Raw genomic sequence first — 23,073 nt, forward strand, 5'->3', positions numbered from 1 at the left:
TCGGCAGGATGCCCGGAAAAGGCTAATTTTGACTACAGACTGGAAGAACTTCGAGCCAAGACTACAATCCTGAATGTTTAATGTAGAACATCAGGCGGTATGGATTACAGTACTTACTATTGGATCTTGCTGGCCTTATTGAATCTGATCGATGGGAGCGCTATGAGCGGATTATATACTAAGGGACCAAAAATAATTTCCACGACCGCCCTAGGGGCAGCGCAAGTTAGCCGGATAAAGATCAGCCCCAGCAGCAATGCCATTTTTAGTGGTCCCTTGCGAGATGTATTGAAGAATCATGCAAAAGAAAAGGCCAGGCACTACTTTCTATTCATCAAATATGTTCAGATCACCTGCGATTACCTATCTGAAATTGACAAAATCAAGGCCAGTTCTCTAACGACGGATAATGCAATTCAAAAAACGGCAACACATCAGGTTGGCAAAGGATCCTATGATGCAAAGCATTATAAAGGGGATGATGGGAAATACACTGGATCATCTCAGGGTAGATTTGATGTAAAAGCTATCGATATTTTGAATAGGCAATCTACTGGTCAGATCGATACCGTCGCTGCTCACTATAACAATCTTGGTCTCACCCCTAAATTCTTGAGCACAATGAAAGAAATTATAGCTGAACACCCTAACCGCAAGGTTCTGAAGAAGCTCAATGAAATTTGTATCGCGTTGTGCGCGGGCACTAGCATTCTCCCAAAGGAAATAAATCTTGGCCCTGAGAAGATTATGGATAGGCTTCAGCGCGAACACTACGAGTACTTTCAAAAAAGCGGAGGATCGCTCCTCTCACAAGAAAGCATTGATAATTACGTCGATAAAGGCACGGCTCAAATTTCAAATTGGGGAGGTCGCAATCACAAAGGTACTGAGATAGGACAGTTGATGGAACCGTATAAAGCCGGCTTGGCTGAAACTCGTATTATTCTTTATCCCCAAGCGATGAGGTCGATCGAATACTTCCTCCAGGACATGATAGAAGCTGAGGATTACACCTTAGGCTCAAGCCTTCAGGATCTGTCGGACCGATACCTTCAGAAAACCGAGTCAGGTAAAGGAATACGGGTACCCAGACATGAGAGCGTTCAGAAGTTGATCGATGAGTTTCAGGTCGTGCGCAGGATAAATAGCGGCGCCCTATTAGGCCCAGGGTCCACTGTCGCCGAGTGATCCGTTGCAGTAAACACCTGATTGAGGGCTCCCGCCGCCGACGCGGGCGTGACCCAATATGGCGCTGCGAATGAAGACATTTGCAACATGTGACCGGCATTGCCAGTATCAGTCCCAGCTTTCTGGATGCGGCAGGGTATAGGGCTGGTCTCTGTCCTCGTGCAGGCTGCGCAGTTAAATGAGTGGTGGCTGGCGGGGGATGTAGATAGGGATTCGACCCCCTGCTTGCATCCTCCCCGGCCGATTCAGGCCGCTGAATTCGGCTACGCCTGTACGGCTCCACCCACCTTGCTCATCCGCCACTGTGCAAACTCCACCAGCTTCTGGCTAGTCAGGGCCGAGTCGTCGAGGTCGCCCAACCAAGTATCCTTGATAGCCTTCAACGTCGCGCTCTTGGTCTTGCCCAGAGGCCGGATTTTCTCGTACTCGTCCAGGCACTGCTCGATCATCTTCCTGATCGTCATACCCTTACGGTTTGCGCGCTCAATCGCACCAGGCTCAGCCAGTTCGGATTCGCGCTTGCGTGCCCAGGCCCGCGCCGCCTGTTTTCGGGCGAAGGTCCGGCTCTCTTGATAGACTTGTACTCCGTCGCGTTTGATGCGGATCTGAGCCGTGTAGCTAACAGACCCATCCGCCAATTTTCTTGCCCTGATAGTTGCCATATCGAAAGTGGTACGCATCAGTTTAAAAGTGGTAAATCGTACCACCGAGCCCTAAAAAACGCCTGAAAGCGCCCGAAATCACGCCCAGAACACGTTGAGTAAAATGCTAGAAAAACAGAGCCTTAGCCCAGTAAATACGCGACCTACGCTGTCTCGACGCTTCAGTGTGGCCCCAATGATGGATTGGACCGACGCCCACTGCCGTTTCTTCCTACGCATCCTCTCCAAGCACGCCCTGCTCTACACCGAAATGGTCACCACCGGCGCGCTACTCAACGGCGACCACGAACGCTTCCTGCGCCATCACCCATCCGAACACCCCCTGGCCCTGCAACTGGGCGGCAGCGTGCCTGCCGATCTGGCTGCCTGCGCGCGTATGGCCCAGGAGCACGGTTACGACGAGGTGAACCTCAACGTCGGCTGCCCCAGTGATCGGGTGCAGAACAATATGATCGGCGCGTGCCTGATGGGGCATCCGGGGTTGGTGGCCGATTGTGTGAAGGCGATGCGCGATGCGGTGTCGATTCCGGTGACGGTCAAGCATCGCATCGGGATCAATGGGCGGGACAGTTACGAGCAGCTGTGTGAGTTTGTCGGGACGGTGCGTGAGGCCGGGTGCACGAGTTTTACCGTGCATGCGCGGATTGCGATTCTGGAGGGGTTGTCGCCGAAGGAGAATCGCGACATCCCACCGCTGCGTTATGACGTGGCCGCGCGGTTGAAGGCGGATTTTCCGGAGTTGGAGATTGTGCTCAACGGCGGGATCAAGACGCTGGAGGCCTGCCACGAGCATCTGCAGACGTTCGACGGTGTGATGCTGGGGCGCGAGGCGTATCACAACCCGTACCTGCTGGCCGAGGTGGATCAACAGCTGTTCGGCAGCACCGCGCCGATCATCAGCCGGGCCGAGGCGCTGGCGCAGTTGCGGCCTTATATCGCCGATCATTTGGCCGCCGGTGGCGCAATGCATCACATCACCCGTCATGTGCTCGGGCTGGGTACCGGTTTTCCAGGGGCGCGGCGGTTTCGGCAGTTGTTGTCGGTGGATATCCACAAGACCAAGGATCCGCTGGCGCTGCTCGACCAGGCGGGGCAACTGCTGGAAGGGCGTTAACCGTCACTTGCTTTGAACCTGCGCGCTGTTTTGGCATCGTATCTACCGATACCGCCCCGGCCTTTCAAACAGCCGTTTTCAGGTTGTTGCCGCTGGGGCCCGTCGATCCCCCTTCACGCCCTTGAGTGGCTGCCAGCCCTCGGGTAATGTCAACGGACCCATAGGACAGAGCACGCTCATGACTTCCAAGCTGGAACAACTCAAACAGTTCACCACCGTCGTGGCCGACACCGGCGACTTCGAGGCCATCGCCCGCGTCAAGCCCGTGGACGCTACCACCAACCCTTCCCTGCTGCTCAAGGCGTCGGCCATTCCAGGTTATGCCGAGCAGTTGAACGCCTGCGTGGCGGACTGCAAGGGCGATGTGGGCCTGGCCAGCGACCGTTTTGCCGTGGCGGTTGGGCAAGAAATCCTGAAAGTGATCCCGGGGCGTATTTCCACTGAAGTGGACGCGCGCCTGTCGTTCGACACCGAGGCCATGTTGAAGCGTGCGCATCGCCTGATCGATCTGTACGAAAAGGCCGGCATTGGTCGCGAGCGCGTGCTGATCAAGATCGCTTCCACCTGGGAAGGTATTCGCGCCGCCGAGCAGTTGGAGCGTGAAGGCATCCAGTGCAACCTGACCCTGCTGTTCTCCTTCGCCCAGGCCGCCGCCTGCGCCGATGCCGGGGTGTTCCTGATTTCGCCGTTCGTGGGCCGTATCTACGACTGGTACAAGAAAGCCAATGGCAACGACTATACCGGCGCTGATGATCCAGGCGTGCAGTCGGTGACGCGCATCTACAACTACTACAAGGCCAATGACTACAAGACCGTGGTCATGGGCGCGAGCTTCCGCAACCTCAACCAGATCGAGCAACTGGCCGGCTGCGACCGCCTGACCGTCAGCCCGGACCTGCTGGAAAAACTCGCCGCCGACGAAGGCAAGCTGGAGCGCAAGCTGGCGCCAGGGCAAGCCGGGGAAGCGCGCTTGATTCTCAATGAAGCGCAGTTCCGCTGGTTGTCCAACGAGGACGCCATGGCGACCGAGAAACTGGCAGAAGGTATTCGTCAGTTTGCCCGGGACCAGGAGAAGCTGGAGGCGTTGCTGCAAGCCAAGCTTTGAGCTGATTCACAAGGCGTGCAAAAAGGGCGAACCTTGGTGGGTTCGCCCTTTTTTATGTGGCTTGGCCTGAGGGGAATGGCGGATCGATAAACGCTATCGCGAGCAAGCCAGGTGACTGCATTCCAATGAGGGAGCGAGCTTGCTCCGGGCGGCGTTCCGACGATGAGGCCGGTCAGCCTAAGCAAAACCCAGAGGTCAAGGCCCTTCCAGCGCATTCACCAGGTCATGAAAAGCTTCACGATTGGAATCGTTAAGCCCCATCAGGATCTTGTGGGCTTCGAGCACCTTGATCCGCACTTCTTCTTCGGACTGGTCCTGGTCAGGCAGGTCGTCCAGGCATTCCGGGCACGGCACAGGGTCGCCCACGATGTTGAACACCTGGTCGAAGCCCATCGATTGCAGTAGACGGGTAATGTCGTTGTGGGTGGTGACGACAGTCGGCAGCAGGCCGACCTTCTGCCGCGACAGGATCGACAGTTTGGCCAGCAGGCCCAATGTGGTGCTGTCGATGCTGCGGGTTTCGGTCAGGTCGATCACGATGGCGTTGAAATTCAACGAAGTGAAGATCCGCTCAATAGTCGCATCCAGCGCCGAACACAGAGTCAGGCGCACTTCACCGACAAACTTCAGGACAAAGGTGCCGTCCTGCTCGGCGAACTGGATTCTACCGGTACTCATCAAAGGTTCCTGCTCAACACTAACAGGGCGATATCATCCGGCATCTCCCCGAGCGTGGCTAATCCAAACACTTGACGCAAGCCTTCCAGGCTGCCGCCCGCTGCACTCACCCGTTCAGGCAAGGCCGCTTCTTTCTCTTTGAGTGTAGGTTCTGTCAAAAGGTCCAAAATGCCATCAGACATCAGCGTCAGGCTGAATGTCGGTGGCAATTCCAGTACGTGGTCTTCGTAGGTGGCCTCGTTGAACAGGCCCACCGGCAAACCACGCCCTTCCAGGTAACGCACACTGTCTGGTGTATACAACACAGGCAAAGGCAGGTGGCCGCCGATGCTATAGGTCAACAAACCAGTCTCCTCGTCGATGACTCCACCGACCATTGTGACGTGTTTGCCCAGCTTACAACTGATCAGGCCTCGGTTGATATGCCCAAGGACCTCAGAAGGCTTGAATTCTGGCAGAGTGCCATTACGCTTGGACTCGAACAACAGGCGCGTGGTCATGAACTTCAACAGCACCGTGACGAATGCCGAAGAAGCACCATGGCCGGAAACGTCCGCCAGATAGAACGCTACACGCCGCTCGTCGACCCGAAAATAGTCCACGAAATCACCCGACAGGTACAACGACGGGATGATCTGGTGGGCAAAACGGAAATCGTCGACGGTCCAGGGACTGACCGGCAGCATGTTCATCTGCACCTGGCGCCCAGCGTTCTGGTCTTCCTGCAACAGGTTCAGGCTGGCTTCCAGCTCGCGGTTGGCGGTTTCCAGCTTCTCGCGGTAGCGCTGGTTTTCCACCAACAGGCGCGAGCGGTCCAAGGCCCGGCGCACCGAGTGCTCGAGCACCGCAAGGTCTTCAAGGGGCTTGATCAGGTAATCCGCCGCGCCCAGGCGCAACGCCTCGACCGCGTCGTTCATCACGCCTGCGCCCGAAACCACGATCACCGGGGTCTGCGAGGAAATCTCGGTGACCTGGCGAATGAGTTCGAGTCCGCCCATCTGCGGCATGCGCAGGTCGCAGATGACCAGGTCGGGCTTGTCTTGCTCGAATACCTGAAGACCCTGTTGGCCATTGCTGGCCTGCAGGACGCTGAAACCACTGTCTTCCAAGTAGGCTGCGAGACTGGCTCGCACCACTTCGTCATCATCGATTATCAGCAGCGTGGCACTGGTTTTTGGCATGTGGGCAAACGGCGCCAGAATTAGGTTGGCGTAGCGGGCTGGACCGTCTGGCCTTGCACGCACTACTGGATTCGCTTTCTAGCCTCTCTGTCGTACCGGTTTCAGGCCTTTGCCCTACACACAACTACACCAGAGGTGCCCTTCTAAGGCGCAGACGGTACTCCCATCCGCGGGGCGTTTCAAGCTCAGGCAGATAGCCGCTTGCCGTCTTTATTTGTCAAAGTACAGAGAGTTATAAGAACCGAGCGAAGCGTAACTCAATGGAAGGATCAAACCCGCTCAAACACGACGCCAAAGCACAGAGGCGGCCTTTTTGGCCGCCTTCGTGGTTTTACAGGTCGGAATTAAAAATCGTCTTCGACCTGGCCATCCTTGACCTTGAATTCGCGGTTTTGCAAGTAGGCGTTGCGGATGAAGACATACTTGTCGCCGCTCACCATCTTCTCGGCCGACAACAGGCTGGCGCGGGTGTCGACGACGTTCAGGCCTCGAATAGAGTTACGCACCGAGACGTTATCGATATAACGATACGGGGCGGTGTAGTCATCGACCAGCTTGGCCGGCGCGTCACGCAGGGTGCTTGGCCCCAGCAGCGGCAGCATTACATATGGCCCGCTATCCAGGCCCCAGTAGCCGAGGGTCTGGCCAAAATCTTCATCGCTGCGCTGCAGGCCCATCTGGGTGCCCACATCAAAGAAGCCCAGCAGGCCGAAGGTGGTGTTGAAGATCAACCGGGCGGTGTCGACCCCGGCAGCGGCCGGCTTGGCCTGCAGCACGTTGTTGGCCAGGTTGCCCACGTCACCGATGTTGCGGAACATGTTGTGGATGCCGTCTTCGAGGAACTGCGGCGTCACATATTGATAACCCTGGGCCAGTGGCTTGAGCGCGTAGGTATCAATGGTGTCGTTGAAGGTAAAGATAGGACGGTTGATGCTTTCCCAAGGATCTTCTTCCGTGGCGGCCTGGGCAGCGAACGGAACCAGCATGACGCTGGCAGACAAACACAGCTGAGCTAGACGATGGCTCCAGCGCATAGGGGAAAACTCCTTGGATTAATCAGGCAAGGGCGCCGAGCCCAGGCGGTAAGGTGGCTAGTATAAGGCGGAAAAGTCCTACTGGCAGCATTCAAAAAAAGAAGCTGATTCTAGGACCCTTCTGTCATCTGCTGCCTTCATTTCGCTGTCACGGGACTGTCATGGAGGGCCGTTAGGCTGCTGGTTATTTCAAGGATGTTCCCATGGCCCGCGCCGAAGCCCTGCCCCTCCCCGTCCCCAGCCTGACCGCCGTACTGTTTGGCCTGAGTGGATGCCTGGTGGATTTCGGGGCGCGCATTCGCCAGCCTGGGGCAGCACCGGTCGAGCATGCACAGCCGACGCCTGGCGCACTTGAGAGTTTGCATCACCTGCAGGACCAGGGAATTCCTTGCGCCTGGCTCGATGAACTGCCACCGGCCACCAGTCATGCCCTGGCGGCTTCATTGCCGACGTGGATCAAACCGCCGCAACTTCCAGCAACAATTAATCCTTGGCCAGCGCCACATGCCTGCTGGCAGGCGCTGATGGCGCTGAACGTCCAGCAACTGGACGGTTGCGTGTTGGTCAGTGGCGAACCCCGGTTGTTGCAGTCAGGGCTCAACGCCGGTTTGTGGACCATCGGCCTGGCGTCCTGCGGCTCGCTGTGCGGCCTGGCACCCATCGAATGGCAGGCACTGAGCCAACAGCAACGGGAAACCAAGCGCGCCAAGGCCACCGTGCAATTATTTGGCCTGGGCGTGCATTCGGTGATCGATCACCTGGGCGAACTCGACACTTGCCTGGCGGACATCAGCCTGCGCCGACTCAAAGGCGAGAAGCCATGACCGGGATCATGCAGGCAGCGCGACGGTAGATTACTCTTAAGGCAGGCCATGGACTTTTGACCCAGCGTCGCGGTCCATGGCAGTGCCTATCAATAAAGGGAGTACGCCAATGCCTGCCCGCGAATTGCAAGAACAGCTCAACAAACTGCGCGAGCAATTGGAACAGAATCCACCACTTTCCGAAGTCGAGCGCGATGACCTACACGCGCTGATGCAAAAAATCGAACTTGAGCTTGAGTTGGAAACCAAAGCGCCGGACAACAACCTCGCCGACAATATAAACCTGGCTGTCGAGCGCTTCGAGGTGGAACACCCCACCCTTGCCGGGACCTTGCGCAACATTGTGCAAGCTTTGGGCAATATGGGGATCTGAACCCTTTAAATGCAAAAAGCCCTGCTATCAAGAGCGGGGCTTTTTAATGCAATCCATTGTGGGAGCGAGCAAGCTCCCACATTTAGAGCTTCATTGCCGGACCAGACGATGGTTCGACAGTTGAACGTCTTCAGTACTGCGATACGGGTTGATATCCAGCCCGCCCCGACGCACATACCGCGCGTACACCGTCAATTTCTCCGGCTTGAGCAAGCGCTGCAGGTCGAGAAAGATCCGTTCCACGCACTGCTCATGGAAATCCGAATGCTGGCGGAAGCTGACGATGTAGGCCAGCAGGCTGGCGGGATCCAGGGCCGCACCGCGATATTCCACCGCCACGCTGCCCCAGTCCGGCTGGCTGGTCACCGGGCAGTTGGACTTGAGCAGATGGCTGTGCAGGCTTTGCTCGACGATGCGCGAGGCATCGCAACGCAGCAGTTCCGGGCGCGGGTGCGCGTAGGAGTCGACGCTGATGTCCAAATCGTCGATGCACGTACCGGGCAATGCCACGATACCTTCACGCTCCACATCCTTGAGGCTGCGGATCCGCACGCCCACTGCTTTACCGGCAGCCGCCGACAGGTCCTGGCGCAGGGTCGCTTCCAGGCTCGCGGTATCGGCAAACGGGGTCTGGTTCAAGGAGTTGAGGTACAGCTTGAAGGATTTGGACTCGATGATATTCGGCGAATCCGCCGGGATCGCGAATTCACCGATGGCCACCACCGGCTTGCCGGACGGCAGCAGCCACGACAGTTCGAAGCAGTTCCAGAAATCCACGCCCTTGTACGGCAGGGTCTCGGCCGTCAGGCCCAATTCCGCCCATTTCGCCGTGCGCGGGATCGGGAACAGCAGTGACGGCGTGTACGTGGCGATGTATTCGCTGGATTTGCCCAGCGGCGAATGTTCGGCTGCGGGATGCATGACGGAAACCTGACTGAAGAATCAGCCGATTCTATCAGCCTTTGCCGCAGCCTTTGAGTGCTTACTGACTGACTGTCAGGTCGCCCTTCATCCCGGCCTGGTAATGACCGGGAACATTGCAGGCAAATTCCAGCCGGGTAGCCTTATCGAAGGCCCAGGTCAGCTCGGCGGACTTGCCCGGCTCAACCAGCACGCTGTTAGCGTCGTCGTGGCGCATCATGCCGTCTTTACCACCGTGCTCCATCGAGGCCGGATTCATCGAGGCATGGTCCATTCCCGGCTTCACCCCGGTCGGCGTCAACATGCCGCTCTGTTGCATCTTGAGCATTTCCTGCTGGTGCTGGGCATGCATCGCGGCGTTACCGAGGTTGAATTCGTGCAACAACTGGCCTTTATTGATGAGTACAAACCGCACCGTCTCGCCTGCCTTGATATCCAGCGTGCCAGGATTGAACGACATGTCGCCCATCACCACCTCGATGGTGCGACTGGCCTTGGCCGCCGGTGCGGGCTGGCCGAAATCAAAGTGCGCACCGGGAGACGCCCACAACGAGGTACTCAATACCCACACAGAGGCGGCCAGGATCAGACGGTTTACCATCAACATATTCATACTCCGACAAGGTAAGGTTCAACTTGCCCAAGACTCTAGATCGGTGCGGCTGCCAATTGACTGACAGTTGCATTACAACTCTGTCAGGTTGTGCCACGGCCCTGGCCGCTGCGGTATAACGCCCACGTTAAAACCATGCCCTGAGCTGCCCATGAAACTGCTGATCGTCGAAGACCAAACCAAAACCGGCCAATACCTGCGCCAAGGCCTGGGCGAAGCCGGGTTCAACGCCGACCTGGTGGCCGATGGCATCACCGGCCAGCAACTGGCCTTGAGCGGTGAATACGCCCTGCTGATCCTCGACGTGATGTTGCCCGGCCGCGATGGCTGGCAGATCCTGCAAGCCGTCCGTGGCGCCGGGCTGGATACACCGGTGCTGTTTCTCACCGCGCGGGATGCGATACAGGATCGCGTACACGGCCTGGAGCTGGGCGCCGATGATTACCTGGTCAAGCCCTTTGCCTTTTCCGAGTTGCTGGCACGGGTGCGCAGCCTGTTGCGTCGAGGCAGTTCGACGCAACAGGAAACCAGCCTGCAACTGGCCGACTTGCGCCTGGACCTGATTCGCCGTCGTGTCGAACGCAGCGGCCGACGCATCGACCTCACCGCCAAGGAGTTCGCCTTGCTGGAAATGCTTCTGCGCCGCCAGGGCGAAGTGCTGCCCAAATCGCTGATCGCGTCCCAGGTCTGGGACATGAATTTTGACAGCGACACCAACGTCATCGAAGTCGCCATCCGGCGCTTGCGAATCAAGATTGACGATGACTTCCCCAGCAAACTCATCCACACCGTGCGGGGCATGGGCTATGTGCTTGAAGAGCGCAGCCTGTGAGGGGCCGGTGGTCGCTGAGCAGCCGCCTGGCGCTGCTGTTCGCCGCCTGCACCGCGGTGGTGTCATTGTTTGCCGGGGTGTTGTTCAGCCGCGGCAGCGAGGCGCATTTCATCGAGCTGGACCAGCAACTGCTCGAAGGCAAGCTGATCGGTCTGCGCCGGGCCCTGCAAGACCTTGACGCCGAGCAGACCGAGCGCCGCCTGGAAGATGAATTGAGCCGTCAGGCCGACCTGGCGCTGCGCATCAAGGGCAGCGATGGTGTGCGCTGGTACGACAGTTCGATCCGGATTCCGGCCCAGTTGCCGGAGCAACCCGGCCTGTCGACCCTCAGCGATGCCGACAACGATTACCGAGTGTTGAACGCGCCCCTGTACCCCAACCGAGCCAATTCGCCGCAACTGACCCTGTTGCTGGACATCACCCACCACCAGCATTTCCTGCAACGCATGCAGCGCCTGATCTGGTTGACCGTCGGCCTCTCGGCCCTGGCCACCGCCCTGCTCGGCGCCTGGGCCGCCCGGCGGGCCTTGCGCCCCTTGCGACGCATGGGCGCCATTGCCGGCAGTGTCTCGGCCCGCTCACTCAACGCCCGACTGCCCGAAGAGCAAATGCCCGCCGAACTGGCGGAATTGGCCCACAGCATCAACGCCATGCTCGGACGCCTCGACGATGCGTTTCAGCGGCTCTCAGCGTTCTCTGCCGACATCGCCCATGAATTACGCACGCCGCTGTCGAACCTGCTGACCCACACCCAAGTCACCCTCACTCGCGAACGCCCCCTGGAGGATTACCGCGAGGCGTTGCACAGCAATCTCGAAGAGCTGCAATGGATGGCGCAACTGGTCAACGACATGCTGTACCTGGCCAAGGCCGACCACGGCTTGCTGGCGCTCAATCGCGAACCGCTGCAATTGGCCGAGGAAGTGGACGTGCTGCTGGACTTCTTCGCGCCGCTGGCCGAAGACACCAACGTCCGCCTGAGCCGCGAGGGCGATGGCCGCATAGAGGGTGACCGCAACATGTTGCGCCGGGCGCTCTCCAACCTGCTGGACAACGCCCTGCGCTTCACCCCCGCTGACGGCGAAGTGCGGGTGCACATTGTCGATGCGACTCAAGGAGTGAGCGTTAGTGTGGAGAACAGTGGCGAAGGAATTGCAGCGGACTTGCTGCCGCGCCTGTTCGACCGCTTCTACCGCGCCGACCCGGCTCGCCAGGAGGGCAGCAGCGAACACGCGGGGCTCGGACTGGCCATCACCCGCTCAATTATCCGCGCCCATGGCGGGCAGATCCGCTGTGAATCGGCCGATGGCTGGACGCGGTTCCTGATAGAGCTGCCAAAGACAAGCCAGCCCTGACACAAATCCCCGTGGCGAGGGAGCTTGCTCCCGCTGGGGCGCGTAGCGGCCCTAGAACCCGGCGACGCGGTGGATCAGGTTGATCAGGTCGATTGAGTGAGCTGGAGAGGGGGCTGCTGCGCAGCCCAGCGGGAGCAAGCTCCCTCGCCACAAAAGCATCCCGCTCGAGCAACCGATTTGCTCTTGAAACTGACACTGATTCGAGGCATTCCCTTAACCCACGCCGTGCCCAATTCCCCGTGGCGAGGGAGCTTGCTCCCGCTGGGGCGCGCAGCGGCCCTAAAACCCGGCGACACGGTGGATCAGGTTGATTGAGTGAGCTTGAGAGGGGCTGCTGCGCAGCCCATCGGGAGCAAGCTCCCTCGCCACAAAAGCATCCCGCTCGACCAACCGATTTGCTCTTGAGACTGACACTGATTCGAGGCATTCCCTTAACCCGCGCCGTGCCCAATTCCCGTGGCGAGGGAGCTTGCTCCCGCTGGGGCGCGCAGCGGCCCTAAAACCCGGCGACACGGTGGATCAGGTTGATTGAGTGAGCTTGAGAGGGGGCTGCTGCGCAGCCCAGCGGGAGCAAGCTCCCTCGCCACAAAAGCATCCCGCTCGAGCAACCGATTTGCTCTTGAAACTGACACTGATTCGAGGCATTCCCTTAACCCACGCCGTGCCCAATTCCCGTGGCGAGGGGGCTTCACGGGGTATCAGGAATACCGCAACGCCTGCGCCGGTTCGATCTTCGCCGCACGCCACGCCGGGTACACGGTGGCGAGGAAGCTCAGGATGAACCCGGCCGAGCAGATCAGCACCACGTCCCCACGCTGCAGCTCCGACGGCAGGTTGCTGACGAAGTACACGTCGGAACTGAAGATGTGCTGGCCGCTGACCCGTTCCAGCCAGCCCACCAGCGCACTGACGTTCAACGCCGCGATCACCCCCAGCACGCCGCCAATCAGCGTACCGACAACGCCGATCACCGTGCCCTGGACCATGAAGATCGCCATGATCTGCCGCGGCGTGGCGCCGATGGTGCGCAGGATCGCGATGTCCGCGCCTTTGTCGTTCACCACCATGATCAGGGTGGCGATGATGTTGAACGCCGCCACCGCGACGATCATCAGCAGCAGCAAGCCGATCATGGTTTTTTCCATTTTCATGGCACTGAACAGGCTGCCCTGGGTGTGGGTCCAGTCGTCAGCCTTGTAGGCCGCGCCAAGGTTGGTGGCGATGTCACCGGAGACCTTCGGCGCCGCGTACAAATCCTTCACCGCCAGGCGCACGCTTTGTACCTGGTTCGGCTGCCAATGCTGCATCTGTGCGGCATCGGCCAGGTGGATCAGCGCCATGGAGCCGTCCAGCTCGGCGCCCACCTTGAACACACCCACCACATTCAGCCGCTGCATCCGTGGGGTGATGCCGCCGGGGGCCGTGCTGACTTCCGGCACGATCAGGGTGATTTTGTCGCCGACGTTCAGACGAAAACGCCGGGCGGTGATTTCGCCGATCACTACGCCAAACTCGCCCGGCTTCAAGGCATCCAGACGCCCCTGGACGATATGCTGGGCGACAATGGACACCTTGCCTTCCTGGGCCGGATCGACACCGCTGATCTGGATCGGCTGCATCGAGCCCTTATGGCTGAGCATGCCCTCCATTTCGGTGAATGGCACCGCAGCGGTGACTTCAGGATTTTTCAGCGCCGCGGCGGCCACCGGTTGCCAGTCGTCGATCGGATTGACGCCGACGATCGTGGCGTGGGGCACCATGCCGAGGATGCGCGAGCTCATTTCGCGCTGGAAACCGTTCATCACCGACAACACCACGATCATCGCCAGCACACCCAGGGCGAGGCCGATCATCGAGGTCATGGAGATGAACGAAACAAAGCGATTGCGGCGCTTGGCGCGGGTATAGCGCGTGCCGATAAAGATCGATAACGGTCTGAACATTCGCGGGGCACCGTATGAAAATAAAAGACCCGGCGCTTGCAGCAAGTACCGGGTTTCGGTCGGTCAGATGGGCGTCAGGCAACCTTCCTGCAAGTGCAGGACGCGGTCCATCTGCCGGGCCAGGTTCATGTCGTGGGTCACCACCAGGAACGCGGTGCGCATCGACGTGCTGAGCTCCAGCATCAAATCCTGGATGCCTTGGGCGGTGTGGGAGTCGAGGTTGCCGGTCGGCTCGTCGAGCATCACCAGCCCAGGCTTGTTGACCAAGGCCCGGGCAATCGCCACGCGCTGGCGTTCACCACCGGACAATTCGGCCGGCTTGTGCTCCAGGCGATGCCCCAGCCCTACCCGCTCCAGCAACGCCGTGGCGCGCTGACGGGCCTCAGGAATCGCCGTGCGGCCAATCAACAGCGGCATGCAGACGTTTTCCAGCGCGGTGAACTCGGGCAGCAAATGGTGAAACTGGTAGACGAAGCCCAGGGAACGGTTGCGCAGCAGGCCACGGGCTTTCTCGTTCAGTGCCGAAAGTTCTTCGCCAGCCAGCCAGACACTGCCGGCGGTTGGCGTATCCAGGCCGCCCAGCAGGTTGAGCAAGGTACTCTTGCCCGACCCGGAGGTGCCGACAATCGCCACGCGCTCGCCAGGATGCAGCTCCAGTTGCAGGCCCGACAACACCACCACCGACTCCGGGCCCTCCTCGTAGGATTTGCCCAGGTTGCGGCAACTCAAGATTGCTTTTTCACTCATGCCCGACTCACTCATAACGTAACGCCTCCGCAGGCTGGGTGCGCGCGGCACGCCAGGCAGGATACAGGGTGGCGAGGAAACTCAGGACCAACGCGGCGCCGCAGACCATCAACACGTCATCGACCTGCAATTGCGATGGCAGGTAGTCGATGAAGTACACGTCGGCGTTGAGAAACTTGTGCCCGATCAGGCCTTCAAGGGCGGCGATCGCGGCGCTGACATTCAGCGCGGCGAACATCCCGACCAGGGCGCCGACAAACGTACCGATCACGCCAATGACCGTGCCCTGGACCATGAAGATCCGCATGATCTGCCCCGGCGTGGCGCCGAGGGTACGCAGGATCGCGATATCGCCCTTCTTGTCGTTCACCACCATCACCAGCGTGGAGATGATGTTGAACGCCGCCACGGCAACGATCAGCAACAGCAGCAGGCCGATCATGGCTTTTTCCATGCGGATCGCCTGGTACAGGTTGCCGTGGGTTCGGGTCCAGTCCCGGGCGTAGTAACGATCTTCGCCGAGTTGCTGGGCGATGGTCCACGCCACACGCGGTGCCTGGAACAGATCATCGAACTTCAACCGCAGGCCCTGGACCTGATCCGGCTTCCAGCGATGCAGGCGCGCCAGGTCCTGGAGATTGGTGACGCCCAGGTAACCATCGAGCTCGCCAGCGCCGACATGGAAAATGCCGACCACGGTAAAGCGTTTCATGCGCGGGAACATGCCGCCCGGGGTCACGGTGACTTCCGGGGCGACGAAGGTCAGCTTGTCGCCAATGGCAACGCCGAGCTTGGCCGCGGCCTTATCGCCGATGACGATGCCGAAACTGCCTGGCGCCAGGTCATCGAGTTTTCCCTGCTGCATGAAGTTGTCGATGATCGACACCTGCCGCTCGAGCCCGGGGTCGATGCCATTGAGCAACACTTTGGACACCTTGCCGTCGTTGGTCAGCAGCCCTTGCATCTGGGTGAACGGCGCCACGGCCAGCACCTGCGGGTTCTGCTTGACCTTGGCGGCCAGGCTCGGCCAATCGCTGATGGCTTCGCCGGACTCAAGGGTCGCGTGGGGCACCATGCCCAGCACGCGGGTGCGCATCTCATGGTCGAAGCCGTTCATCACCGAGAGCACGACGATCATCACGACCACGCCAAGGGCCAGCCCGATGATGGACGTCAGGGAAATGAACGATACGAAATGATTGCGACGCTTTGCACGGGTATAACGCGTGCCGATAAATACGAAGAGAGGTCTGAACATGTCGGGGCTTGTTCGGAGGGAAAAGGAACGTCCTTGTGGCGGGGGTCACAAACCAGCTTTACACTCAGACCACCGCCGCTACCATGGGTTCGCCATGTCGACATTAGATGAAGAAGATCGCCGCGAATACTACCGTATCGAGGACACGATCGCACTGGAAATTCGGCCCCTGTCCATTCCTGAAGCTGCTGGCCAGGAAGTGTTGCAGGATGCTTCTCCATTGTTCAATCTGCTCAGTGAATTGCACCTGAGCGAATTCGAGTCACAGCACCTGCTGCGCCAGATCAGCGAGCGCGAACGCAGCATCGCGGCATACCTCAAGGCAATGAACAAACGCATCGACCTGCTCAGCCAGGTCATCGCCCTGACGGTGCTCGGCGAAATCGGCGAACCGCAACCGGTGATCATTTCCGAAGGCGGCGTCGACTTCCAATACCCCACGCCAATCGCCGTCGGCACCCATTTGTCGATCAAGCTGGTGCTGATGCCGCAAGCCCTCGGTCTGTTGCTGCGGGCGCGGGTCACCCACTGCGACCCCAAGGGCGATGGCTTCGACGTGGGCACCGAGTTCGAACGCCCGACCGACGCCCAGCGCCAGTTGCTGGCCCGCTACATCCTGCAGAAACAGGCGCAAGAGCGGCGCCTGGCCCGGGAACAGAACGACTCAGGTATCAATAAGGAAGAACCGTGACCCTCATTTATGGCCACCGCGGCGCCAAGGGCGAAGCGCCGGAAAACACCCTGACCGGTTTTCAGGAGTGCCTCAAGCACGGCGTACGCCGTTGCGAGCTGGACCTGCACCTTTCGATGGACGGCGAGTTGATGGTGATCCACGACCCGACCCTCAAGCGCACCACCGATCGCCGGGGCAAGGTGGTCGAGCATTCCGCCGCCGAGCTGGTGACCTACGATGCGCGCAAAGGTGGCCCGGGCTGGATCAAGCCGTGCCCGATCCCACGCCTGGAGGAGCTGTTCGAGAAGTGTGATTTCGAGCACTGGCAACTGGAGGTCAAAAGCGCCTCGCGCACCCGCGCCGCCGCTACGGTGCTGGGCATTCGCGAAATGGCCCAGCGTTTCGGGCTGCTGGACAAAATCACCATCACGTCCAGTTCCCGGGAAGTGCTCAAGGCAGCCCTGGACCTGACCCCGGACATCTCCCGCGGACTGGTGGCCGAATACGCCTGGCTCGACCCGTTGAAGGTCGCCCAGAGTTACGGCTGCGAGATTCTGGCGCTGAACTGGACCCTGTGCACGCCGGAACGCCTGATCAAGGCGCAGCGCCAGGGGCTGCATGTGTCGGTGTGGACCGTCAACGAGCCCGCGCTGATGCGCAGGCTCGCCGATTTTGGCGCTGACAGCCTGATTACAGACTTTCCCGGTTTGGCCACTGCCACCCTCGAGAATTGCTGAAATCGGTCTCCCCGGCCGGCTCAGGCCACCGGCCGGAGCCGCTCAAAAAAGCCGGTTGAGCCCGTCATAGGCGGCTACCCGATAGGCTTCGGCCATGGTCGGGTAGTTGAACGTGGTGTTGACGAAGTACTTCAACGTGTTCAATTCGTCCGGCTGGTTCATGATCGCCTGGCCGATGTGCACGATCTCCGACGCCTGGTAGCCGAAGCAGTGCACGCCCAGTACTTCCAGGGTCTCGCGGTGGAACAGGATCTTCAGCATGCCTTGCGGCTCGCCGGCGATCTGCGCCCGCGCCATGCTCTTGAAGAAGGCCTTGCCCACTTCATACGGCACCTTGGCCTGGGTCAGCTCCTGCTCGTTCTTGCCGATCGAGCTGATTTCCGGAATGGTGTAGATCCCGGTCGGTACGTCGTTGACGAAGCGCCAGCTGCCGTTGTCGACAATACTGCCGGCGGCCGAACGGCCCTGGTCGTGGGCGGCACTGGCCAGGCTCGGCCAGCCAATCACGTCACCGGCACCGTAGATGTTCGGTACACAGGTACGGTAGTTTTCGTCGACTTCGATCTGGCCGCGGCTGTTGACCTTCACACCAATGTTTTCCAGGCCCAGGGTGTCGGTGTTGCCGGTACGACCGTTACACCAGAGCAAGGCGTCGGCCTTGATCTTCTTGCCGGACTTGAGGTGCAGGATCACGCCATTGTCGACGCCTTCGACGCGGTCGTAGTCTTCGTTGTGGCGCACGGTGATGTTGTTGTTGCTGAAGTGATAGCTCAGGGCCTGGGAGATTTCCGAGTCCAGGAAGCTCAGCAACTGGCCGCGGTTATCCACCAGTTCCACCAGCACACCCAGGCCGCTGAAGATCGAGGCGTATTCGCAACCGATCACGCCAGCGCCGTAGACGATGAGCTTACGCGGGGTGTGACCCAGGCTCAGGATGGTGTCGCTGTCGTAGATACGCGCGTGGTTGAAATCGATGTCGGCCGGGCGATACGGGCGCGAGCCGGTGGCGATGATGATGTGCTTGGCCACCAGTTTCTCGACCACGCCGTTGCCGCAGACCACTTCGACGGTCTGCTCATCAGCAAAGCTGCCGGTGCCAAAGAACACGTCAACGCGATTGCGGGCGTAGTAGCCAGTGCGCGAGGCCACCTGTTTGGAGATCACCTTCTCAGCGCTCTTGAGCACGTCCGGGAAGGAGAACCAACGCGGTTCGCCGATGGCACGGAACATCGGGTTGGTGTTGAACTGCATGATCTGCCGGACCGAGTGACGCAAGGCCTTGGACGGGATGGTACCCAAGTGGGTGCAGTTGCCGCCGACCTGCCGACGGCTGTCGACCATCGCCACCTTGCGCCCTGCCTTGGCCGCGTTCATTGCCGCGCCTTCCCCCGCCGGGCCGGAACCCAGTACCACCACGTCGTAGTTGTAGACAGCCATGCGTACTCCTCAGAACAGGCCGCGGCACCACACTTGGCGCCGACGGCTAAATCATGCCGGCCCGCGGCATGAAGGAACAATTTGGGGCCGGTTCACGAGCCCGGCCACAGTCTATAGAAGCGTCAACGCCGCGCACATTACCCCTTGGTCGCGTCGTAGGCTAGTTTTGCCTGCGCTATTTCGCCACACCTACGCTTTCAAAACGCTGTCGGAGCCTGCCCAAATCGCTGTGGCGAGGGAGCTTGCTCCCGCTGGGCTGCGCAGCAGACCCATTTTTGTGAGCGCTTCGCACTCAAGCGGGAGCAAGCTCCCTCGCCACAGGTCGCCTACATCCTGAAGGCTGTCATCATTGGGTTTTCCCGCCGCTGATCCGTTCAAACACATCGTTGGTACGGGAGACAAAACGATTGCCATCGCGCAGTACAAAAAATACCCCGATGCCGTGCTTTTCGGCATAGTCCCAACCCCGTTCAGGACCGAGAATCAGCAACAGCGTCGATAGTCCATCGGCCATCAACGCTGAAGGATGAATCACCGTGACGGACGCCAGGTCATGTAGGACCGGCGCACCGGTGCGGGCATCAAAAGTGTGGGAATAACGCCTGCCGCCCTGCTCGAAATACTTACGGTAGTCGCCCGAGGTGGAAACCCCGTAGCCATTGACCTCGATGACTCGTTCGGCCACTTGCCGGTCGTACCGGGGCTCTTCCAGGGCGATGCGCCAGGCCGAACCATCGGGCTTGCGCCCGACGGCCTTGAGTTCCCCGGTGGCTTCGGCCAGGTAACTGTCGATGCCCAGGGCCTGGAGCCTGGCGGCGATGCGGTCGACGGCATAACCCGCGGCGATACTGTTGAAGTCGACTTCAACTGCGGCGTCTTTGCACAACCGGTCGCTCTCGATGCGCAAATGACCATGACCGACGCGCTGGCGCACCAAGGCCAAGGCTTCGGCGGTCGGTACTTTTTCTTCGCGAGACTGAGGACCGAAGCCCCACAGGTTCAGCAGCGGTTCCACAGTCAGGTCGAAGGAGCCGTCGCTTTGAACCGACAACTGCTCACCTACGCCGACCAACTCCAGGAGCGGGCCAGGCATGACCTGACAGCTATTGGCCGGCAGCGCATTGAAACGCTCGATGTCCGAGTCGCTGCGATAGGTTGAGAGTTGCCGATCCACTTCGGCGAGGATGCTTTCCACCTCGACCTGCACCGTTTTCGCAGTGGGCCCGGCGGAATGTCTGACGTACTGAATCGAATAATGACTGCCCATGGTCGGGCCATCGAAGCGCTCCAGGGTGTCGCCGTTGTCGCAACCCGACAACACGCCGGCCAGCACCACAAGGCCAATCCATCGTCCAGTTAACAAATCTTCATCTCCCCTCAAAACCGCGACCGCCATTATGAACTCCAGCGCTCCCACAGGGGACGCAGTGCCTCCATACAAGATTTGCCAGAGTGAGTACCTACACATGTCTTCCCAAACGAGCAACGGCAAGGCGATTTTTCGCGTTGTCAGCGGCAACTTCCTGGAGATGTTCGACTTCATGGTCTATGGCTTCTACGCCACGGCCATCGCCAAGACGTTCTTCCCCGCCGACAGTGCATTCGCCTCGCTGATGCTGTCCCTGGCCACGTTTGGTGCCGGGTTCCTGATGCGCCCCCTCGGAGCGATTTTTCTCGGCGCCTACATCGACCGCCACGGCCGTCGCAAAGGCTTGATCATCACCTTGGCGATGATGGCCGCCGGCACGGTGCTTATCGCCTGTGTGCCGGGTTACGCCACCCTCGGCGTGGCGGCACCGCTGCTGGTGCTGCTGGGGCGATTGCTGCAGGGCTTTTCCGCCGGTGTTGAGCTGGGCGGTGTATCGGTGTACCTGGCAGAAATTTCCACGCCGGGGCGCAAAGGTTTCTTTGTCAGTTGGCAATCCGCCAGCCAACAGGCTGCCGTGGTGTTTGCCGGCCTGCTGGGGGTCGGCCTCAATCACTGGCTGAGCCCCCAGGAGATGGGCGAATGGGGCTGGCGCGTGCCGTTCCTGGTGGGCTGCATGATTGTGCCGGCGATATTCGTGATCCGTCGCTCACTGGAAGAAACACCTGAGTTCCAAGCGAGAAAACATCGCCCCAGCCTGTCGGAAATTGTCCGCTCCATCGGTCAGAACTTCGGCATTGTCTTGGCCGGCATGGCGCTGGTGGTAATGACCACCGTATCGTTCTACCTGATCACCGCCTACACACCGACCTTCGGCAAGGCCGAGTTGAACCTGTCGGACCTGGATGCGCTACTGGTCACGGTCTGCATCGGCTTGTCGAATTTCTTCTGGCTGCCCGTGATGGGGGCGCTTTCCGACAAGGTCGGACGTAAACCCCTGCTGCTCGGTGCGACTGTCCTGGCGATCCTCACCGCCTATCCCGCGCTGTCCTGGTTGGTGGCGAACCCCAGCTTCAGCCATTTGCTGATTGTCGAGTTGTGGTTGTCGTTCCTGTATGGATCGTACAACGGTGCCATGGTCGTGGCCTTGACGGAAATCATGCCGGTCGAGGTGCGCACCACCGGTTTCTCCCTGGCCTACAGCCTGGCGACGGCAACCTTTGGCGGATTTACTCCGGCGGCCTGTACCTACCTGATCCATGTGCTCGACAACAAGGCCGCCCCGGGGATATGGCTCAGTGGGGCGGCGGTGCTGGGGTTGATTGCGACCCTGGTGTTGTTCAAGGGCGACCGTCATGAGTTGCGGACTGCGCAAGCTTCGGTGGTGGGCGGCGCCTGATAGTTTGCCTGCTCGCGAAGAGGCCCGGCCACTCAACACAAAACCTCCAGATACAAAAACGCCCCGACAAGTCGGGGCGTTTTCATGTGCGGCTAAGGCTTAGCGCGGGAATGCTGGCGGGTTTACACCAGCCATGTCTTCCATCACGCGAACCACCTGGCAGCTGTAACCGAACTCGTTGTCGTACCAAACGTACAACACAACGCGGTTGTCCTGAACGATGGTCGCTTCAGCGTCGACCACGCCGGCATGGCGCGAGCCGACGAAGTCGGTGGACACCACTTCCTGGGAATTGACGAAGTCGATCTGCTTGTGCAGGTCGGAGTGCAGCGCCATGTAGCGCAGGTACTCGTTCATCTCTTCACGGGTGGCGGCTTTCTCAAGGTTCAGGTTGAGAATGGCCATCGACACGTTCGGCGTCGGCACACGGATCGCGTTGCCGGTCAGCTTGCCAGCCAGCTCAGGCAGGGCCTTGGCAGCGGCGGTGGCGGCACCGGTCTCGGTGAGGACCATGTTCAGCGCGGCGCTGCGGCCACGGCGGTCGCCCTTGTGGAAGTTGTCGATCAGGTTCTGGTCGTTGGTGTACGAGTGAACCGTTTCAACGTGACCGTTGACGATGCCGAACTTGTCGTTCACCGCCTTGAGCACCGGCACGATGGCGTTGGTGGTGCAAGAAGCCGCGGAAACGATCTTGTCGTCAGCGGTGATGTCGCCGTGGTTGATGCCGTGAACGATGTTCTTCAGCTTGCCCTTGCCAGGCGCAGTCAGCACGACGCGGTCGATGCCCGGGCAGGCCAGGTGCTGGCCCAGGCCCTCGGCATCACGCCATACGCCGGTGTTGTCCACCAGCAGTGCGTCCTTGATGCCGTACTGGGTGTAGTCGACCTCGGTCGGGTTCTTCGCGTAGATCACCTGGATCAGGTTGCCGTTGGCGAGAATGGTGTTGTTTTCTTCATCGATGATGATGGTGCCGTTGAACGAACCATGGACCGAATCGCGACGCAGCAGGCTGGCGCGCTTGGTCAGGTCGTTCTCGGCGCCTTTGCGCACCACGATGGCCCGCAGGCGCAGGCCGTCGCCGCCACCGGTTTTTTCGATCAGGATGCGCGCCAGCAGACGGCCGATACGACCGAAGCCGTACAGGACCACGTCAGTGCCTTTGCGAGGCGAAGCGTTCTGCTGGCCAACCACATCGGCCATCTCTTCACGAACGAACTGCTCGGCGCTACGGCCATTGCCTTCGCTGCGGAATTTGAACGCCAACTTGCCCAGGTCCACCGAAGCCGCGCCGAGCTTGAGCTCGCTCATGGCCTTGAGCAGGGGGAATGTTTCGTGGACGGAGAGTTCGCTGTCGTCGGAAGAACGGTGGCGAGCAAAGCGGTGGGCTTTGAGGATCGCGATGACAGACTGGTTGATCAGGCTGCGGCCATAGATCGAGCTCACCACGTTGTTATTGCGGTAGAGCTGACCGATGAGAGGGATCATCGCTTCTGCGAGAGCTTCACGATCAATCCATTCACCAAGACACTGGTCGGGCTTCTGAGTCACGGTAACCTTCCACATGTAGGGGCTGAAAAAAGGGGCTACATTATGCCGCCGAGTCCTCGGCGGAGCAATGCGCGCCTGTCGCACC

General features: G+C 59.9%; 21 protein-coding genes and 1 pseudogene. 10 read left to right on the forward strand and 12 right to left on the reverse strand.

What is annotated here, in order from left to right; all coding sequences use genetic code 11:
• The first annotated feature begins 99 nt into the window (after positions 1-99).
• Entirely contained in the window at positions 100-1,188 is a 1,089-nt protein-coding gene (locus tag TK06_RS11400; RefSeq protein WP_063322161.1) for a hypothetical protein, read from the forward strand.
• A gap of 266 nt (positions 1,189-1,454) precedes the next feature.
• Here TK06_RS11400 and TK06_RS11405 read toward each other — a convergent pair.
• Positions 1,455-1,850: pseudogene (locus TK06_RS11405) on the reverse strand (site-specific integrase); the annotation flags it as partial.
• 103 nt (positions 1,851-1,953) lie between these two features.
• Here TK06_RS11405 and dusA point away from each other — a divergent pair.
• Positions 1,954-2,964, forward strand: coding sequence for a tRNA dihydrouridine(20/20a) synthase DusA (gene dusA, locus TK06_RS11410; RefSeq protein ID WP_086936640.1), 1,011 nt, complete (start codon positions 1,954-1,956; stop codon positions 2,962-2,964).
• Between the two features lie 178 nt (positions 2,965-3,142).
• Positions 3,143-4,069: a transaldolase gene (gene tal, locus TK06_RS11415; protein ID WP_063322162.1), complete on the forward strand. Its 927-nt coding sequence runs from the start codon at positions 3,143-3,145 to the stop codon at positions 4,067-4,069.
• Between the two features lie 195 nt (positions 4,070-4,264).
• Here tal and rssC read toward each other — a convergent pair whose 3' ends face one another.
• The 3 genes from rssC to TK06_RS11430 form a co-directional block, all read right to left on the reverse strand.
• Complete coding sequence (rssC, locus tag TK06_RS11420; protein ID WP_028237685.1) at positions 4,265-4,747, reverse strand: anti-sigma factor antagonist RssC; 483 nt, start codon at positions 4,745-4,747, stop codon at positions 4,265-4,267.
• Entirely contained in the window at positions 4,747-5,928 is a 1,182-nt protein-coding gene (rssB, locus tag TK06_RS11425; RefSeq protein WP_053120765.1) for a two-component system response regulator RssB, read from the reverse strand. Before rssB ends, rssC begins: the two co-directional genes overlap by 1 nt.
• 344 nt (positions 5,929-6,272) lie before the next feature.
• Positions 6,273-6,914 carry an MlaA family lipoprotein gene (locus tag TK06_RS11430; protein WP_428993586.1) on the reverse strand — a complete coding sequence of 214 codons (642 nt, stop codon included), beginning with the start codon at positions 6,912-6,914 and terminating at the stop codon, positions 6,273-6,275.
• A gap of 251 nt (positions 6,915-7,165) precedes the next feature.
• On the opposite strand from TK06_RS11430, the gene TK06_RS11435 reads away from it, so the two are divergent.
• The gene (locus tag TK06_RS11435; RefSeq protein WP_063322164.1) at positions 7,166-7,786 is read left to right on the forward strand and encodes a hypothetical protein; all 621 of its coding nucleotides are present in this window, start codon (positions 7,166-7,168) and stop codon (positions 7,784-7,786) included.
• A 109-nt stretch (positions 7,787-7,895) separates the two neighbouring features.
• Positions 7,896-8,159, forward strand: coding sequence for a DUF4404 family protein (locus tag TK06_RS11440; RefSeq protein WP_063322165.1), 264 nt, complete (start codon positions 7,896-7,898; stop codon positions 8,157-8,159).
• Positions 8,160-8,249: 90 nt separating this feature from the next.
• On the opposite strand, the gene queF is transcribed toward TK06_RS11440, so the two are convergent.
• Together queF and TK06_RS11450 are read right to left on the reverse strand one after the other, a co-directional pair.
• Positions 8,250-9,080 (reverse strand): NADPH-dependent 7-cyano-7-deazaguanine reductase QueF, encoded by an 831-nt coding sequence (queF, locus tag TK06_RS11445; protein WP_063322166.1) that lies wholly within the window; start codon positions 9,078-9,080, stop codon positions 8,250-8,252.
• 61 nt (positions 9,081-9,141) lie between these two features.
• A complete protein-coding gene (locus tag TK06_RS11450; RefSeq protein ID WP_063322167.1) occupies positions 9,142-9,687 on the reverse strand; it encodes a cupredoxin domain-containing protein in 546 nt (181 codons plus the stop codon).
• A gap of 157 nt (positions 9,688-9,844) precedes the next feature.
• Between TK06_RS11450 and TK06_RS11455 the strand changes: the two genes are divergently transcribed.
• Positions 9,845-10,525, forward strand: coding sequence for a heavy metal response regulator transcription factor (locus TK06_RS11455; RefSeq protein WP_063322168.1), 681 nt, complete (start codon positions 9,845-9,847; stop codon positions 10,523-10,525).
• Positions 10,522-11,880, forward strand: coding sequence for a heavy metal sensor histidine kinase (locus TK06_RS11460; protein ID WP_063322169.1), 1,359 nt, complete (start codon positions 10,522-10,524; stop codon positions 11,878-11,880). Before TK06_RS11455 ends, TK06_RS11460 begins: the two co-directional genes overlap by 4 nt.
• A 698-nt stretch (positions 11,881-12,578) precedes the next feature.
• On the opposite strand, the gene TK06_RS11465 is transcribed toward TK06_RS11460, so the two are convergent.
• The 3 genes from TK06_RS11465 to TK06_RS11475 all read right to left on the reverse strand — a co-directional run bounded on the left by TK06_RS11465 (position 12,579) and on the right by TK06_RS11475 (position 15,828).
• A complete protein-coding gene (locus TK06_RS11465) occupies positions 12,579-13,823 on the reverse strand; it encodes a lipoprotein-releasing ABC transporter permease subunit (RefSeq protein ID WP_063322170.1) in 1,245 nt (414 codons plus the stop codon).
• Positions 13,824-13,886: 63 nt separating this feature from the next.
• Positions 13,887-14,570: a lipoprotein-releasing ABC transporter ATP-binding protein LolD gene (lolD, locus tag TK06_RS11470; RefSeq protein ID WP_162843734.1), complete on the reverse strand. Its 684-nt coding sequence runs from the start codon at positions 14,568-14,570 to the stop codon at positions 13,887-13,889.
• A gap of 7 nt (positions 14,571-14,577) precedes the next feature.
• Complete coding sequence (locus TK06_RS11475) at positions 14,578-15,828, reverse strand: lipoprotein-releasing ABC transporter permease subunit (RefSeq protein ID WP_063322171.1); 1,251 nt, start codon at positions 15,826-15,828, stop codon at positions 14,578-14,580.
• A gap of 94 nt (positions 15,829-15,922) precedes the next feature.
• Between TK06_RS11475 and TK06_RS11480 the strand changes: the two genes are divergently transcribed.
• Together TK06_RS11480 and TK06_RS11485 are read left to right on the forward strand one after the other, a co-directional pair.
• Complete coding sequence (locus TK06_RS11480; protein WP_063322172.1) at positions 15,923-16,519, forward strand: PilZ domain-containing protein; 597 nt, start codon at positions 15,923-15,925, stop codon at positions 16,517-16,519.
• Positions 16,516-17,238, forward strand: coding sequence for a glycerophosphodiester phosphodiesterase (locus TK06_RS11485; RefSeq protein WP_063322173.1), 723 nt, complete (start codon positions 16,516-16,518; stop codon positions 17,236-17,238). Before TK06_RS11480 ends, TK06_RS11485 begins: the two co-directional genes overlap by 4 nt.
• 42 nt (positions 17,239-17,280) lie before the next feature.
• On the opposite strand, the gene sthA is transcribed toward TK06_RS11485, so the two are convergent.
• Both sthA and TK06_RS11495 read right to left on the reverse strand, forming a co-directional pair.
• Positions 17,281-18,675 (reverse strand): Si-specific NAD(P)(+) transhydrogenase, encoded by a 1,395-nt coding sequence (sthA, locus tag TK06_RS11490; protein ID WP_063322174.1) that lies wholly within the window; start codon positions 18,673-18,675, stop codon positions 17,281-17,283.
• Positions 18,676-19,021: 346 nt separating this feature from the next.
• Positions 19,022-20,011 carry an FAD:protein FMN transferase gene (locus tag TK06_RS11495; protein ID WP_063322175.1) on the reverse strand — a complete coding sequence of 330 codons (990 nt, stop codon included), beginning with the start codon at positions 20,009-20,011 and terminating at the stop codon, positions 19,022-19,024.
• Between the two features lie 130 nt (positions 20,012-20,141).
• Here TK06_RS11495 and TK06_RS11500 point away from each other — a divergent pair, with 130 nt between their 5' ends.
• Positions 20,142-21,440, forward strand: coding sequence for an MFS transporter (locus tag TK06_RS11500; RefSeq protein WP_063322176.1), 1,299 nt, complete (start codon positions 20,142-20,144; stop codon positions 21,438-21,440).
• 99 nt (positions 21,441-21,539) lie between these two features.
• Here TK06_RS11500 and TK06_RS11505 read toward each other — a convergent pair whose 3' ends face one another.
• Positions 21,540-23,003 (reverse strand): glyceraldehyde-3-phosphate dehydrogenase, encoded by a 1,464-nt coding sequence (locus TK06_RS11505; protein WP_063322177.1) that lies wholly within the window; start codon positions 23,001-23,003, stop codon positions 21,540-21,542.
• Positions 23,004-23,073 lie beyond the last annotated feature (70 nt).

The organism is Pseudomonas fluorescens (assembly GCF_001623525.1).
Classification (GTDB): domain Bacteria; phylum Pseudomonadota; class Gammaproteobacteria; order Pseudomonadales; family Pseudomonadaceae; genus Aquipseudomonas; species Aquipseudomonas fluorescens_Q.

Excerpts from the sequence above, each read along its gene's own strand:
- TK06_RS11400 (WP_063322161.1), top strand. The coding sequence starts at position 100 with ATGGATTACAGTACTTACTATTGGATCTTGCTGGCCTTATTGAATCTG.
- dusA (WP_086936640.1), top strand. The coding sequence starts at position 1,954 with ATGCTAGAAAAACAGAGCCTTAGCCCAGTAAATACGCGACCTACGCTG.
- tal (WP_063322162.1), top strand. The coding sequence starts at position 3,143 with ATGACTTCCAAGCTGGAACAACTCAAACAGTTCACCACCGTCGTGGCC.
- rssC (WP_028237685.1), bottom strand. The coding sequence starts at position 4,747 with ATGAGTACCGGTAGAATCCAGTTCGCCGAGCAGGACGGCACCTTTGTC.
- rssB (WP_053120765.1), bottom strand. The coding sequence starts at position 5,928 with ATGCCAAAAACCAGTGCCACGCTGCTGATAATCGATGATGACGAAGTG.
- TK06_RS11430 (WP_428993586.1), bottom strand. The coding sequence starts at position 6,914 with ATGCTGGTTCCGTTCGCTGCCCAGGCCGCCACGGAAGAAGATCCTTGG.
- TK06_RS11435 (WP_063322164.1), top strand. The coding sequence starts at position 7,166 with ATGGCCCGCGCCGAAGCCCTGCCCCTCCCCGTCCCCAGCCTGACCGCC.
- TK06_RS11440 (WP_063322165.1), top strand. The coding sequence starts at position 7,896 with ATGCCTGCCCGCGAATTGCAAGAACAGCTCAACAAACTGCGCGAGCAA.
- queF (WP_063322166.1), bottom strand. The coding sequence starts at position 9,080 with ATGCATCCCGCAGCCGAACATTCGCCGCTGGGCAAATCCAGCGAATAC.
- TK06_RS11450 (WP_063322167.1), bottom strand. The coding sequence starts at position 9,687 with ATGTTGATGGTAAACCGTCTGATCCTGGCCGCCTCTGTGTGGGTATTG.
- TK06_RS11455 (WP_063322168.1), top strand. The coding sequence starts at position 9,845 with ATGAAACTGCTGATCGTCGAAGACCAAACCAAAACCGGCCAATACCTG.
- TK06_RS11465 (WP_063322170.1), bottom strand. The coding sequence starts at position 13,823 with ATGTTCAGACCGTTATCGATCTTTATCGGCACGCGCTATACCCGCGCC.
- lolD (WP_162843734.1), bottom strand. The coding sequence starts at position 14,570 with ATGAGTGAAAAAGCAATCTTGAGTTGCCGCAACCTGGGCAAATCCTAC.
- TK06_RS11475 (WP_063322171.1), bottom strand. The coding sequence starts at position 15,828 with ATGTTCAGACCTCTCTTCGTATTTATCGGCACGCGTTATACCCGTGCA.
- TK06_RS11480 (WP_063322172.1), top strand. The coding sequence starts at position 15,923 with ATGTCGACATTAGATGAAGAAGATCGCCGCGAATACTACCGTATCGAG.
- sthA (WP_063322174.1), bottom strand. The coding sequence starts at position 18,675 with ATGGCTGTCTACAACTACGACGTGGTGGTACTGGGTTCCGGCCCGGCG.
- TK06_RS11500 (WP_063322176.1), top strand. The coding sequence starts at position 20,142 with ATGTCTTCCCAAACGAGCAACGGCAAGGCGATTTTTCGCGTTGTCAGC.
- TK06_RS11505 (WP_063322177.1), bottom strand. The coding sequence starts at position 23,003 with ATGTGGAAGGTTACCGTGACTCAGAAGCCCGACCAGTGTCTTGGTGAA.